Source organism: Pseudomonas sp. EL_65y_Pfl1_R83 (genome assembly GCF_963970695.1).
In the GTDB taxonomy this organism is placed as follows: Bacteria; Pseudomonadota; Gammaproteobacteria; order Pseudomonadales; family Pseudomonadaceae; genus Aquipseudomonas; species Aquipseudomonas tritici.
On sequence record NZ_CAXAQI010000013.1, the window covers coordinates 173,773 to 186,220 of the forward strand.

Below are 12,448 nucleotides of genomic sequence, written 5' to 3' on the forward strand. Positions count from 1 at the left end.
GCTTCTGAGGAAGTCATGGAAGGCCACGAAGTCGTGATTTTCTGCGCGAATGGCGCTGAGAACCCGTACGACAAGCGAATAGGTGGGCTGGGCCTCAAGCATGGGAGAACCTTGTTGATCAGGTTGTCAGGCAATAGTCGTTACGATTTTATCTTGTCAATATCTGTGTCGTATCGCTCCTGCGAGCAGGATCAAAACCAGCGCCACGCCGAAAGTGGCGTGCAGGCCGCTGGCCACTGATTGTGCAGTAGCGTGCGTCACCTCCGGCGTGGCCCAGGCGAACACTGCGCCGAGGGCCGACGTGCCGAAAATCAAGCCGAGATTGCGCGACAGGTTGAGCAGGCCGGAGACAGTGCCTCGGTTCGCTGGCTGCACATTGTTCATCACAGCGGTGTTGTTCGCTGCTTGGAACAGGCTGTAGCCGGTGGTCAGAATGACCAGCGCACCGAGGTACATGAACAGCCCTGCGGTGAATGACAGCAGCAGCGCGCCACAGGCCAGCACGCCCAGCCCGGCGTGTGTCATGCGTCGGCTGCCGAGGCGGTCGGTCAGGCGGCCGGCGGGTACGCCGGTCACGGCCGCGATACAGGGCCCGACGGCCATGGCCAGCCCCATCCACTCGGGTGCAAGCCCCAGGCCACGGGACAAATAAAATGGCCCCACCACAAAGGTGGCCATGATCACGGCGGCCACCAAGGCACTCATGGCCAGGCCGGCGCACAACGAGCCATCCTGCAATGACGACCAGAATGTTGAACCTGTGGACGATGACTCATGCTGCCGATCGACCGGTAAATAACGACAGGCGAGGGCGACCGCGACTAACCCCAACGGTACGCCGACCAGAAAAATCGAGCGCCAGCCCCACGCGCTCAGTAACAGGCCACCGGCGCTGGGCCCCATGGCGGTACCGACAGCCGACATCGTGCCCAGCAAGCCCATCACTCGCCCCGTACGTTCCTTGCTCACCGTGTCACCCACCATCCCCAACGCCATCGCCATCATGACTGCCGCGCCCAGCCCTTGCAGGACGCGCGCGACAATCAGCCATTCAAGCCCAGGTGCCATGCCGCACAGCCCACACGCCACGGCGAACAGCAGCAACCCCGCAAGCAGCAACCGTCGACGACCTAGTCGGTCGCCCAGGCGTCCGGCACTCACAATCACCGCCGTGATTGCCAGTAGGTAGGCCAGCACCACCCACTGCACGGCGTGAAAAGACGCATCGAACGCCCGCGCCAGGCTCGGCAGGCCGACGTTGGCAATGCTGGTGCCGAGAGAGGCCAGCAACATGGAAATCGACAGGCTGACGAGACTGCCGCGTGAGGCGTTCTGCATGGTGAATCCTTGAATGAAGGCAACTGTCACAAAGCTACTGCGTGGCCTAACATGGCGGAAGACGCATGGGTTGCAGTTAATACCTGCGTATGACGCCTGATAAGGAGCGCCGATGCCCGATCTCAATTTGTTGATCACTCTGGATGTACTGCTTGCGGAAGGCAGCGTTGCCGCTGCGGCCAGGCGCTTGTGCCTGAGCCCTTCGGCCATGAGCCGTGCATTGGCACGCTTGCGCGAAACCACCGGCGACCCGTTGTTGGTACGCGCCGGGCGCGGCCTGGTGCCGACGCCAAGGGCAGTGGAGCTGCGCGAACAGGTCAGCCGCCTGGTGCAGGAGGCCACTGCGGTGTTGCGTCCGGTGCAATCGGTGGATATGGCTCAGGTCGAACGCACCTTTACCTTGCGTACCAGCGAAGAGTTCGTCGAGAATTTTGGCCCGGCATTGCTGGCCCGCATCGCTCAGGATGCACCCGCCGTGCGCCTGCGGTTCATCAACAAGACCGATAAGGCCAGCGCGTTGCTGCGCGAAGGCAGCGTCGACCTGGAAACTGGCGTGGTTGACCCCGCCGCCAGCCCGGAAGTGCTGACCCAGGCATTGTTTCGTGACCGTCTGGTTGGCGTAGTGCGCAGTGGCCATCCGCTCAGCCAGGGCGAGGTGACTGTCGAACGCTATGCGAGTGGCCAGCATGTCTACGTATCGCGCCGTGGCCAGGCGCGGGGGCAGATCGATGACGTACTTGAGGCCATGGGCCTCACGCGGCAGATCAGCACCCTCGTCGCCGGTTTCGCCACCGCCATTGCCCTGGCTCGCGACACCGACCTGATCGCCAGCGTGCCCGAGCGCTACACCGTCCATCAACGTGAAGGCTTGCACACCTTTGTGCTCCCGCTGGCGTTACCCACGTTTACCGTGGCGATGCTCTGGCACCCCAGGCTGGATGCCGACCTTGCCCATCGCTGGTTGCGCGGATGTTTGCGTGAGGTGTGCGGGCTGCAACGGGTACAATCTCCGCTGCCTTGATGCTAAACCCAGGAATTTGCATGTTCAGCCTTACCCGCTATACCACACCGTGCCCCGAGCCTGTGAATGGCCAGATCCTGCAGATGGTGGTGGACAACCTCACCGACATCAGCAGCGTGGGACTGCCGCCGAGCAACCTGCTGTACAACATCTACCAGTACGCCACCGGCTTTGAGGTGCACCTGTACCTCGAAGCACTGAACGGTTCAAAAGGCATTGCCGTCGAGTTGGTCGTGGCGACCGATGCGCAGGACCCGGAAAAGGTCATTGGCTTTGTGCTGTGTCTGCCAGTGAAGGATGACCCCGAGGCGTGTGGCGTCGCTTTCATGGCGGTGCAAGTCGGTTACCGGCGCCAGGGCGTGGCACGCGCAATGATGCGTGACGTGCTGAGTCGTTATCCCCATGCGGAGCTGGCGTGCTCAGTGGAAAAGGTGCCGGCGTTTGAAGGCATGGGCTTTCGAGTGCGCGGCGCGCGCGGTACCCAGGTGCTGATGAACACGCGGGACTACGGCACCGATGGCTTGATGGGGGTGCTGGATGTGGCGGCGATCTACAACTCGCTGGAAGTGCGGCAGATTCATACGTATCTGCTGCAAAAGCACGGCAAGCGGGCGATGGTGGATGCAGAGAAGCAGCGCGATCGGCATCTTGATCAGTTGGCGCGTAAGGTTCAGTTGTTTGTGGCTGGGCACTGACCCGCTCACTAGGGGGGCGATGTGGCCTTGGTGGTCAGCCTTTCGGTGACTGAACCACCGCAATCGCAGGTAAGCCCACCCCCACAACACGCCAACCGACACTGATCTAAAGGCGGCCGCGATTAACCATCGCCAGTATGGTCGCCAACAACTCCTGTTGCGCCTCTTCACGGCTGATCTCGCCACTGGCCGCCGCCTGAGACAACGCTTCCGCCGCCCCCAGCATGGCGCGCAAACCGGCCTGGGATAAGCGCCCAAAAGGCGACAGCGCGGCGCGGCACTTGTCGAGGAAGATCGCCTCGTACTGGCGCTTCAGGGCTTCCAGCTCCGGCGAGCTGCTGAGTGCCGCAATCACCCCCGGAATTTCCCGGCCTTGCAACAACACACAATCCACATAGGACTCGGCGATCACCCACGCCCGCCCTTCAAGGGTGGCGCTGCTGGCTGCTATGGCGTTGGCAAATACCCGATCCTGGCGCGCATCAAAATCCTCATACAGCGCGGTCAGCAACCCGGCACGGGTGACGAAATGGTCGTAGACCACCGGCTTGGTCACACCCGCCAGTTCTGCCAGGCGGCCGAGGGTCAGGGCTCCGGTGCCTTCATCACGCACCAGTTGCCAGGCCACATCCAGCAATTGGCGCAGGCGATCTTCACGAGACAGGCGACGACGTGGGGTAGGGGATTCGCTGCTTGACATGCTTATATACCAAAAGTAACTTACTAATCGTAACTTAAGCCCAGCGTAACCCCAAAGGGAGTCAATGTCATGCACGCACTCATCGTTGTTGCTCATCACGATCCGCAATCCCTCACCCATAGCGTCGCCGCGCAGGTGGCTGCTGGCCTGGCTGCATCAGGCCACACCTTTGAAATTGCCGACATCGCCGCCGAGGGTTTTGACCCGCGCTATACCGCGGTCGACCATTTGGTGCACCGCACTCGCGCCACGCCACCGGCCGACGTACTGGCCGAACAGGCCCGCATCGACCGCGCCGACGCCTTGGTGCTGGCGTTTCCGATTTACTGGTGGTCGTTGCCAGGCCTGCTCAAAGGTTGGATCGACCGCGTCTTCATCAATGGGTGGGCGATCGACTACCGCCCCGATACGCCGGTGGTGAAGAAGCTGCGGCACTTACAGGTGCACCTACTGGCCTTGGGCGCCGCCGATGACGATGCATTCGACCGACACGGCTATGCCAAGGCGATGCGCACGCAGATCGACTACGGGATCTTCGACTACTGTGGCGCGCAGGTGGTGACGTCGGCGCTGATGCTGGAATCGGAAAGCGGCGGGGCGCAGGCGCATCTGCAAAAGGCCAAGACCGTGGGCCAGGGTTTGTTCGAGCGGGAGACGGTCGCCGGTTGACTCAACCTTCGCGGAACAGGTCGTGGGCATCCAGCAGGCGGTAGGCGATCTCTGGTCGTTTCTCCAGGCCTCGGCGGATCGCGGCAGGGATCGATTGTCGGGTTTTGCGGCACATGCCCGGCAGTTCATCGATCACAATCTGGATCCCGCGCATGCTCTTGACTTCGGTATGGCCTGGCGCGATATGGACGCGAATGCCCAATTGCTGGTACATCAGTTGTTGCAGGCGCTCCAGGTCTTGCAGGCTCTTGAGGTCTTCAAGGCGGTCGAGCAGTTTCTTCTCTTCCTGGCGCGTCAGGTTGAGGATGCGCAGATCGGCAGCTGGCGCGTGCAGCAGTTGTTCGCGGTCGCAGACGCAAGCGCCGGGTGGGCAGGGTTGGCGAATCGTCATGTGCACTGCCTCCCCATTCCGACGCTGATCGCTCAGTAGGTCAGTGCAACCCCAAGACTGCCCAGCGCCTTCCAGTACTCAGGATAGGTCTTGGCTACGCAGTCCGGGTCCTGAATGCGGATGCCCGACACTTTCAGCCCGGCCAGGGCAAAGCACATGGCAATGCGGTGGTCGGCGTGGGTGTCGATCAGCGCGCTGCACGACGTGCCGGCCAGCGCTGGATCGCTAGCCACCAGCAGGTCGTCGCCTTCGATGGTCGCCAGGCCCGGGCGGATCTCGTTCAGGCCGTCATGCAGCGCCTGTACGCGGTCACATTCCTTGACCCGCAGGTTGGCCAGCTCAGTGAAACGCACCGGGGTGTTATTGAACGCGGCGAGCACCGCCAGGGTCGGAATGGCGTCCTGCATCTGCGAGCCGATCACGGTCGCCTGCATGTCTGGGAATTGCGCGATCACCGCCTGGGCCTTGGCGTCCGGCTGAGTAAAGTCTTGCGCGGCTACGCCGATGTCGATGCGGCCACCGGTCAACACTTCAGCGGCCCACAGGTAAGTGGCGGCGGAGGCGTCGGGTTCGATCAGATAATCATGGGCGCTGTAGCCGGTTGGGGCGACGCGCCAGGTGGTGTCGTTGACTTCTTCAACCTGGGCACCAAAGGCACGCATGCAGTCCAGGGTCAGGTCCACATAGCCACGCGCACCGATGTCCTTGCCGGTCAGCGCCACTTCAATCGGCGCTTCACCGCAGGCGGCGAGCATCAGCAGGGCCGATACGTATTGGCTGGACAGGCCGCCGTCGATCTCGAAGCGTTTGGCTTTGATTTTGCCTACGCCGTGTACGGTGACGGGTGGGCAACCGGTGGGGCTGTCGACCTGGATGCCGTTCTGGCGGAGGGTCGCCAGCAGCGGGCCGATCGGGCGTTTTTGCATGTAGCCATCGCCGTCCAGCACCACGGTGCCTTCGACGGTGGCAACGGCGGCGGTGAGGAAGCGCATGGCGGTGCCAGCGTTGCCGAGGAACAGCGGTTGGGCCGGCAGTTGCAGTTTGCCCTGGCCGGTGACGACGAAGGTGGTGTCGTCCGGCTCGTCGATGGTCACGCCCATTTGGCGCAGGGCTACCGACATGTGGCGGGTGTCATCGCTTTTGAGCGCGCCGCTGAGGCGGCTGGTGCCCTTGGCCAGTGCCGCCAGCAGGAGGGCGCGGTTGGTAATGGATTTGGAGCCGGGGGGCGCGACCTTGCCATTGAGGGGGAAGTTGGGCGGTGTAACGGTCACGGTTTTCTGCGAACTCAAGGTACAGGGCTCCTGATTCAAGGCACGGGCGGTGGGCGGATTTGAATAATCGGGTATAGATGCGGTGCTTGTCGAGCCATGGGGTCATGACCGCAGGTATTTTTTGGGTGTACATCGATCTAACTGTGGGAGCTGGCTTGCCTGCGATGGTGGTCTATCGGGGTACATATCCGTTTTTTTGGTAACGGCGGGTATTGGTTCCGCCCTTACGGCGGGTCACTTTGGAAAAGAGCCCCAAAGTAACCAAAGGGCTCTTGCCCCAACACTCGGCACCTCGCCTGCGTTCGGCCAGCGTGTTTGACGGGGCGCCTGAGATCAAGATCAAAAGCCAAAGCCAAATTATCGTTTTGTCAGCCAGTAATCATGCAGCGCCCGCGCTGCCGGTTCGATTTCGCTGACGCGCTGCTGGTGCGCTTGCACGTTCAGGTCTGCCGGCAGTTCGAAATTGTCTTGTTCGGCGCACCAAGAAATTTTCTCCAGTGCTGCAGCTTGCACGGCTGGCAGTTCCGGCCAGTTGCCGATGGCGGCGCCGCGGATGTAGCCAAAGCACCATTCTTCGGCGAGGGTCACGGTTTGGCCCTGGTGTTCGGTTTCATCGAAGCGGGCCTTGAAGCCGTTGGCATCAGTCGCCAGTTGTTCGGCCAGGGTATTGAGATGGCGCACGCACAGGTCGAGGAAGCGTTGCGCTTCGTCGATGTTGTCCCATTCCGGGTTCTGGCCGCCCCAGATGGCCGGGAACCACTCAGCCACATCCACCTGGACCGGGCTGGATACCAGCGCGGTGAAGTAGCCGTCGAGTTCGGCCAGGTTCAATACGCAATGGTCGTCGCCGTATTTGAGCAGGGCATCTTCGATCGATTCAAATTCGGCGCAGGTGAGGGGGTGGGCGTGCATGGGCATATCCTTTAAACGTCGAGCGCCGCTGAGGGGGCGGCTTAAAGCCCGAAGGATGGCGTGTACGCAGGGTTTTATCCAGCGTCTTTTCCTTCACGGTGTACAGTCCCGCTTTTGGCCGATGCGTCCTTGCGCACCCTTGTTATAGTTCGGGCCTAATTACTCGCCAGCCAGGGATCACTGCTATGCCCGAATACCAAGCTTTCGTCGTCGAACTCACCGGCAACGTCGCCCATGTGCAGATAAACCGCCCGGAAAAGATCAACGCGATGAACGCGGCGTTCTGGACCGAAATCATCGACATCTTCCAATGGGTCGAAGACACCGACGCCGTGCGCGCCGTGGTGCTCAGTGGCGCCGGCAAGCACTTCTCCTCAGGGATAGACCTGATGATGCTGGCCTCGGTCGCCAACGACTTCGGCAAGGACGTGGGCCGCAACGCGCGCCTGCTGCGACGCAAGATCCTCGAACTGCAGGCCTCGTTCAATGCCGTCGACAACTGCCGCAAGCCAGTGCTGGCGGCAATCCAGGGTTACTGCATTGGCGGCGCCATCGACCTGATCAGCGCTTGTGATATGCGCTACGCCGCCGAAGGCGCGCAATTCTCGATCAAGGAAATCGATATCGGCATGGCCGCTGACGTTGGCACCCTGCAACGCCTGCCACGCATTATTGGCGACGGCATGCTGCGTGAGCTGGCCTACACCGGCCGCCAGTTTGGCGCCGAGGAAGCGCGCAGCATCGGACTGGTCAACCGTGTGTATCCCGATCAGGACAGCCTGTTGGCCGGCGTTATGGAAATCGCTCATGAAGTCGCCGCCAAGTCACCGATTGCGGTCACTGGCACCAAGGCCATGATCAGCTACATGCGTGACCACACCGTCAATGATGGCTTGGAATACGTTGCCACCTGGAACTCGGCTATGTTGCAATCCAACGACCTTCGCGTGGCCATCGCGGCCCACATGAGTAAGCAGAAACCCGAATTCGTGGATTGACTGACATGACCCCAGGCTGGATTACCACAACGCTGCTGGACAACGACACCCCGGGTGGCTGGGCCGTTGCCCGCAGCCGTGAGGGCTTTTTGCATGACACCAATGGCCCGCTGTTCCCGCGTGAATGGCTCAAGCGCCAGGACCTTTCGGTGTTTGCCGAGCACGGCATCGGCCACCTCGACGGCGAGCCGGTGTACCTGCTGGAACTCGACGCGGCGGCTGAAGTGCCGGGCTGCAGCTGGCAGGGCTTGCGCGGCTTCATGCTGCAAGGTGATCACACCCTGTACAAAGTGTTGGGCTATGCGGCGCAGATCGGCACGTGGGCACGGGAGCATCGGTTTTGCGGCAGTTGCGGCCAGGCCATGGTCCAGGTGCCACGCGAGCGGGCGATGTATTGCCAGGCCTGTGACCTGCGCAGCTACCCGCGAATCTCGCCGAGCATGATCGTGCTGGTGACCCGTGGCGACGAGATCCTGCTGGCGCGTTCGCCGCGTTTTGTCACAGGCGTGTACAGCACGTTGGCGGGGTTTGCCGAACCGGGCGAGTCCGCCGAAGATTGCCTGATCCGCGAGGTTCGCGAAGAGGTGCAGGTGGAGGTCAAGAACATCCAGTACATGGGCAGCCAGTGCTGGCCGTTCCCGCATTCGATGATGCTGGGTTTCCACGCTGAATACGCGGGTGGCGATATCGTGCCTCAGGCTGACGAGATTGAGGACGCGCAGTGGTTCAATATCCACGACCTGCCGCCGTTGCCGGCGTCACGTTCGATTGCGCGTTACCTGATCGACCTCTACCTGGCCCGTCGTCTAGGCCACGCTGAACCAGTGCTGCCAGGCTAGGCGCACGGTCAGGCCGAGTACCACGGTGATAAACACTGGGCGAATGAATTTGGCGCCGCCGCTGATCGCGCTGCGTGCGCCGAAGAACGCGCCACCCATTACCGAAATGCCCATCGCCAGGCCGACGATCCAATCCACCGAGCCGTTGAAGATAAATACCGACAGCGCCGCCGCGTTGCTGACGAAATTCATGCTGCGCGCCACACCGCTGGCTTTGACCAGATCGATGGGGTACAGCAGCATCGTGCTCACCGTCCAGAACGCCCCGGTGCCGGGGCCCGCTACGCCATCGTAGAAGCCCAGGCCAAAGCCCTGGGTGGCTTGCCATTTCTTCTTGATCGGCGCATCTGCGTCCAGCGGCGCCTTGGGTGTACCGCCAAACAGCAGGTACACACCACAGGCAAATACGATCACCGGCAGCATTTTGTTGAGGGTTTCTGCAGGCAGATAGTGCGCGACTACTGCGCCAGCGAGCGCACCCACCAGCGTACCGACGATGGCGTGCACCCACTGGCGCGGGTGGAACAGCTTGCGGCGGTAAAAGGTAAAGCTGGCGGTCGCCGAGCCGAACGTGGAGCTGAGCTTGTTGGTGCCCAGTACCAGATGGGGTGGCATGCCGGCGGTGAGCAGGGCCGGCGTGGTGAGTAAGCCGCCGCCGCCGGCAATGGCGTCGATGAAGCCGGCGATGAACGCGACGACGGCCAGGATGGCGAGGGTGGTGAGGTCTACGCTGAGTTCGAAGGGCATGGGCAGGACTTATTATTGGCAGGGCGCTAAGCGAAAGGCCGCCATCTTACTCGCCCGAGGTATGCAAATCCAACTGTGGGAGCGGGCTTGCTCGCTCCCACATTTTTAACCGTGCCGACTTACTAGCGGCGTGCCTCGATCCACTCCAGGGCGGTGCGCCAGACACAAATCCCCAGGAAGTACGCCGACATCACCGACCACAACCCAAACGTCCACGGGTTGGTGTTCGGATAATCCACCACCATCAAAAAGCTGCACAGCAACCAAATCGTGGTCACCGCGATATTGATCGGCATGAATCGCTTAACCCGGAACGGGTGCAAGAACTTCATTGGCGTTACGGTCAGCAGCGCCAGGCCAATCACTGTGAGCAAGGTGACCCAGGCTTGCGGCTGGATGATATAGACACACAGTGCAACCACGTTCCATGCTGCGGGGAAGCCGACGAAGTAGTTGTCCTTGCTTTTCATGTTCACGTTGCAGAAGCAGAACAGCGACGAGACCAGGATCACCGACACCGTCAACAGGTGGGTAAATTCCGGCAGGTCGATATAACGGTAGATAAACAGCGCCGGAATAAACACATACGTCAGGTAATCAATCACCAGGTCCAGTACCGATCCGTCGAAGCTCGGCAAGACCGTGCTCACGTTGACCCGTCGCGCCAGTGAACCGTCGACGCCGTCCACCACCAGCGCCAGGCCGAGCCACAGCAGGCAAGCCTTGGGTGAGTTTTCCAGCAGCGCCAGGGTGGCCAGGAAGGCCAATACCACACCGGTGGCGGTAAAGCCGTGGGCGCCCCAGGCTTTGAGTCTGGCTACATGCAGGGTCGATATCACGGGCGGTTCTCCAAAAGGTGAAACGGGGCAGCCGACAACGTGACGCTGTCGAGTCTGGCCGGGGAATGCAGGTATCGACCGGGAAGGGGGTCAGAAGGTTCACCAACCTGGTGCATCACTTAGCGTAGCAAGCGTAAGCCGTTTCGGCATCAGGCCTGGCTGAACACCAAGGCCTTTAAGCCGCTTTGCGCATCAATATCAGGAAATTCCGGCGGGTTTTGCAGCCGTTCGACGAATCGTAACCCGGGTGCCTCTTGTGTCACACCGTCGATCAGGAAGTCCTCGCCGAGGGCTGGGTCGTTCATGCACGCCAACACGGTGCCCTGTGGGGTCAGCAAGTCCGGCAGGCGCCGCAATACGCGCTGGTAATCCTTGGTCAGCAGGAAACTGCCTTTCTGGAACGACGGCGGGTCGATGATCACCAGGTCGTAGGGGCCGCTGTTGGTGACCTTGGCCCAGGACTTGAACAGGTCGTGGCCCAGAAAACTGACCCTGCTCAGGTCATGACCATTCAGGCGATGATTGTCGCGGCCACGGCTCAGGGCGCCGCGCGCCATGTCCAGGTTGACCACGTGGTCGGCGCCGCCTTCGATGGCGGCCACGGAAAACCCACAGGTGTAGGCAAACAGGTTGAGTATCCGCTGGCCCTTGGCGTGTTCGCGAACCCAGTTGCGGCCGTAGCGCATGTCGAGGAACAGCCCGCTGTTCTGTTTTTTACCCAGGTCGATCAGGTAACGCAGCCCGCCTTCAATAATGGTCAGCTCGTCGATCGGGTCGCCCACCAGCCATTCGGTGGTGCTTTGCGGCAAGTAGCGGTGTTGCAGCGCGACGGTGTAGGCATTGAACTGCGTCTGCAGCAGCTGTTTCAGGGCGTGCAGGTGTTCTGCATCAGGCGCCTTGAACAACGACACCAGCAGCACGCCTTGTAGCCAGTCCACCGTCAATTGCTCAAGGCCCGGCCAGCAGCGGCCACGGCCGTGGAACAGGCGCCGGGTTTCAGCCGGTGGGCTGGCCAGGGCGGTGAGCAAGTGAGTGTGCAGGGTGGTGAGTGCGTCTGGGTTCATCGTTAAACGTCGGTCATTGAGCGGGCGGCATTTTAAACACAATTGCGTCGTTAGAATGCAGCGATCAAGGGTGAACCAAACACGTCCCGAATAAACCCTGGCGCGATATACCGCTCGTAATGCGCCTCGGACAGCAGGAAAAACTCCCGATCAATCGCGTCGCGCAGGTCCGCCAAATGGCGCTCACGAAACTCCGGCAACAAGGCCAGGCCATACGCATCCAACTTGGAAATTACCCGCGCACCCCGGGCTATGAGTTGGTACGCCCAGCAATACGGCGACTGGTGCGGCATAAAGCGGATCGTGCGACTTTCCAGCTGCTGGCGCAGCAGGTGTGCATCAAACACTTCCAGTTTGCTGGTCATCACCTGCACCAACAATTGCTCAAGGCGCAGCCACACGGCCTGCTTCTCGTCGGCGTTGTAGCCGTTCCACTGGATCACTTCGTGGTGATAGCGTTTGCAGCCCCTGCACACCAGATCACCGTAAACGGTAGAGCACAGGCCGACGCAAGGTGTCTTGATGGTTTGATTGGGCATAAGTGGCAATTTGCAAAGTCTGTAAAACACCGCAGACCCAATGGGGGAGCGGGCTTGCTCCCACAGTTAGGTCTGTGTCGTTGATTAGTCCCAGCTCAACGCGCCGCCAGTCTGATACTCGATCACACGAGTCTCAAAGAAATTCTTCTCTTTCTTCAAGTCCATGATCTCGCTCATCCACGGGAACGGGTTAGTCGTGCCTGGATACTCTTCCTTCAAGCCAATCTGCGACAACCGACGATTCGCGATGAACTTGAGGTAATCCTCCATCATCGCCGCATTCATCCCCAACACCCCACGCGGCATGGTGTCGCGAGCGTATTCGATCTCCAGTTGCGTCCCTTGCAGGATCATCTGGGTCGCTTCTTCCTTCATCTCGGCATCCCACAAATGCGGGTTTTCGATTTTGATCTGGTTGATCACAT

At 61.0% G+C, this 12,448-nt stretch carries 15 protein-coding genes; 5 read left to right on the forward strand and 10 right to left on the reverse strand.

Annotated features, from left to right (window positions below):
• Nucleotides 1-156: 156 nt before the first annotated feature.
• Nucleotides 157-1,338, reverse strand: coding sequence for an MFS transporter (locus AACY08_RS19220; protein WP_339470930.1), 1,182 nt, complete (start codon nucleotides 1,336-1,338; stop codon nucleotides 157-159).
• A 112-nt stretch (nucleotides 1,339-1,450) separates the two neighbouring features.
• Between AACY08_RS19220 and AACY08_RS19225 the strand changes: the two genes are divergently transcribed.
• Together AACY08_RS19225 and AACY08_RS19230 are read left to right on the forward strand one after the other, a co-directional pair.
• Nucleotides 1,451-2,359 (forward strand): LysR family transcriptional regulator, encoded by a 909-nt coding sequence (locus AACY08_RS19225; protein WP_339470932.1) that lies wholly within the window; start codon nucleotides 1,451-1,453, stop codon nucleotides 2,357-2,359.
• Nucleotides 2,360-2,379: 20 nt separating this feature from the next.
• On the forward strand, nucleotides 2,380-3,054 hold the full coding sequence (locus AACY08_RS19230) for a GNAT family N-acetyltransferase (RefSeq protein ID WP_339470933.1): 675 nt from the start codon (nucleotides 2,380-2,382) through the stop codon (nucleotides 3,052-3,054).
• Between the two features lie 106 nt (nucleotides 3,055-3,160).
• Here AACY08_RS19230 and AACY08_RS19235 read toward each other — a convergent pair whose 3' ends face one another.
• Nucleotides 3,161-3,754 carry a TetR/AcrR family transcriptional regulator gene (locus tag AACY08_RS19235; protein WP_339470935.1) on the reverse strand — a complete coding sequence of 198 codons (594 nt, stop codon included), beginning with the start codon at nucleotides 3,752-3,754 and terminating at the stop codon, nucleotides 3,161-3,163.
• A gap of 69 nt (nucleotides 3,755-3,823) precedes the next feature.
• On the opposite strand from AACY08_RS19235, the gene AACY08_RS19240 reads away from it, so the two are divergent.
• Entirely contained in the window at nucleotides 3,824-4,423 is a 600-nt protein-coding gene (locus AACY08_RS19240) for an NAD(P)H-dependent oxidoreductase (RefSeq protein ID WP_339418487.1), read from the forward strand.
• 1 nt (nucleotide 4,424) lies between these two features.
• Here AACY08_RS19240 and AACY08_RS19245 read toward each other — a convergent pair whose 3' ends face one another.
• From AACY08_RS19245 to AACY08_RS19255, 3 genes are all read right to left on the reverse strand, one after another.
• Nucleotides 4,425-4,814, reverse strand: coding sequence for a hypothetical protein (locus AACY08_RS19245; RefSeq protein ID WP_339470937.1), 390 nt, complete (start codon nucleotides 4,812-4,814; stop codon nucleotides 4,425-4,427).
• A gap of 32 nt (nucleotides 4,815-4,846) precedes the next feature.
• On the reverse strand, nucleotides 4,847-6,103 hold the full coding sequence (locus AACY08_RS19250; RefSeq protein WP_339470939.1) for a 3-phosphoshikimate 1-carboxyvinyltransferase: 1,257 nt from the start codon (nucleotides 6,101-6,103) through the stop codon (nucleotides 4,847-4,849).
• 339 nt (nucleotides 6,104-6,442) lie between these two features.
• Complete coding sequence (locus tag AACY08_RS19255; RefSeq protein WP_339470941.1) at nucleotides 6,443-6,997, reverse strand: UPF0149 family protein; 555 nt, start codon at nucleotides 6,995-6,997, stop codon at nucleotides 6,443-6,445.
• A 185-nt stretch (nucleotides 6,998-7,182) separates the two neighbouring features.
• Between AACY08_RS19255 and AACY08_RS19260 the strand changes: the two genes are divergently transcribed.
• Nucleotides 7,183-7,995, forward strand: coding sequence for a crotonase/enoyl-CoA hydratase family protein (locus AACY08_RS19260; protein WP_339470943.1), 813 nt, complete (start codon nucleotides 7,183-7,185; stop codon nucleotides 7,993-7,995).
• A 5-nt stretch (nucleotides 7,996-8,000) separates the two neighbouring features.
• Nucleotides 8,001-8,834, forward strand: coding sequence for an NAD(+) diphosphatase (nudC, locus tag AACY08_RS19265; RefSeq protein WP_339470945.1), 834 nt, complete (start codon nucleotides 8,001-8,003; stop codon nucleotides 8,832-8,834).
• Here nudC and AACY08_RS19270 read toward each other — a convergent pair.
• The 5 genes from AACY08_RS19270 to AACY08_RS19290 form a co-directional block, all read right to left on the reverse strand.
• On the reverse strand, nucleotides 8,802-9,581 hold the full coding sequence (locus AACY08_RS19270) for a TSUP family transporter (RefSeq protein WP_339418495.1): 780 nt from the start codon (nucleotides 9,579-9,581) through the stop codon (nucleotides 8,802-8,804). The genes nudC and AACY08_RS19270 overlap by 33 nt on opposite strands.
• 122 nt (nucleotides 9,582-9,703) lie before the next feature.
• Complete coding sequence (gene pcsA / locus AACY08_RS19275; protein WP_339470947.1) at nucleotides 9,704-10,420, reverse strand: phosphatidylcholine synthase; 717 nt, start codon at nucleotides 10,418-10,420, stop codon at nucleotides 9,704-9,706.
• A gap of 149 nt (nucleotides 10,421-10,569) precedes the next feature.
• Entirely contained in the window at nucleotides 10,570-11,484 is a 915-nt protein-coding gene (locus AACY08_RS19280) for a class I SAM-dependent methyltransferase (RefSeq protein ID WP_339470949.1), read from the reverse strand.
• Nucleotides 11,485-11,534: 50 nt separating this feature from the next.
• Nucleotides 11,535-12,023 (reverse strand): DUF1289 domain-containing protein, encoded by a 489-nt coding sequence (locus tag AACY08_RS19285; protein WP_339427993.1) that lies wholly within the window; start codon nucleotides 12,021-12,023, stop codon nucleotides 11,535-11,537.
• A gap of 84 nt (nucleotides 12,024-12,107) precedes the next feature.
• Nucleotides 12,108-12,448 (reverse strand): ribonucleotide-diphosphate reductase subunit beta (locus AACY08_RS19290; RefSeq protein ID WP_032873688.1); only part of this gene is annotated, 341 nt, incomplete at its 5' end.

Excerpts from the sequence above, each read along its gene's own strand:
- AACY08_RS19245 (WP_339470937.1), bottom strand. The coding sequence starts at position 4,814 with ATGACGATTCGCCAACCCTGCCCACCCGGCGCTTGCGTCTGCGACCGC.
- AACY08_RS19280 (WP_339470949.1), bottom strand. The coding sequence starts at position 11,484 with ATGAACCCAGACGCACTCACCACCCTGCACACTCACTTGCTCACCGCC.
- AACY08_RS19220 (WP_339470930.1), bottom strand. The coding sequence starts at position 1,338 with ATGCAGAACGCCTCACGCGGCAGTCTCGTCAGCCTGTCGATTTCCATG.
- AACY08_RS19285 (WP_339427993.1), bottom strand. The coding sequence starts at position 12,023 with ATGCCCAATCAAACCATCAAGACACCTTGCGTCGGCCTGTGCTCTACC.
- nudC (WP_339470945.1), top strand. The coding sequence starts at position 8,001 with ATGACCCCAGGCTGGATTACCACAACGCTGCTGGACAACGACACCCCG.
- AACY08_RS19230 (WP_339470933.1), top strand. The coding sequence starts at position 2,380 with ATGTTCAGCCTTACCCGCTATACCACACCGTGCCCCGAGCCTGTGAAT.
- AACY08_RS19235 (WP_339470935.1), bottom strand. The coding sequence starts at position 3,754 with ATGTCAAGCAGCGAATCCCCTACCCCACGTCGTCGCCTGTCTCGTGAA.
- AACY08_RS19260 (WP_339470943.1), top strand. The coding sequence starts at position 7,183 with ATGCCCGAATACCAAGCTTTCGTCGTCGAACTCACCGGCAACGTCGCC.
- AACY08_RS19240 (WP_339418487.1), top strand. The coding sequence starts at position 3,824 with ATGCACGCACTCATCGTTGTTGCTCATCACGATCCGCAATCCCTCACC.
- AACY08_RS19270 (WP_339418495.1), bottom strand. The coding sequence starts at position 9,581 with ATGCCCTTCGAACTCAGCGTAGACCTCACCACCCTCGCCATCCTGGCC.
- AACY08_RS19225 (WP_339470932.1), top strand. The coding sequence starts at position 1,451 with ATGCCCGATCTCAATTTGTTGATCACTCTGGATGTACTGCTTGCGGAA.
- AACY08_RS19255 (WP_339470941.1), bottom strand. The coding sequence starts at position 6,997 with ATGCACGCCCACCCCCTCACCTGCGCCGAATTTGAATCGATCGAAGAT.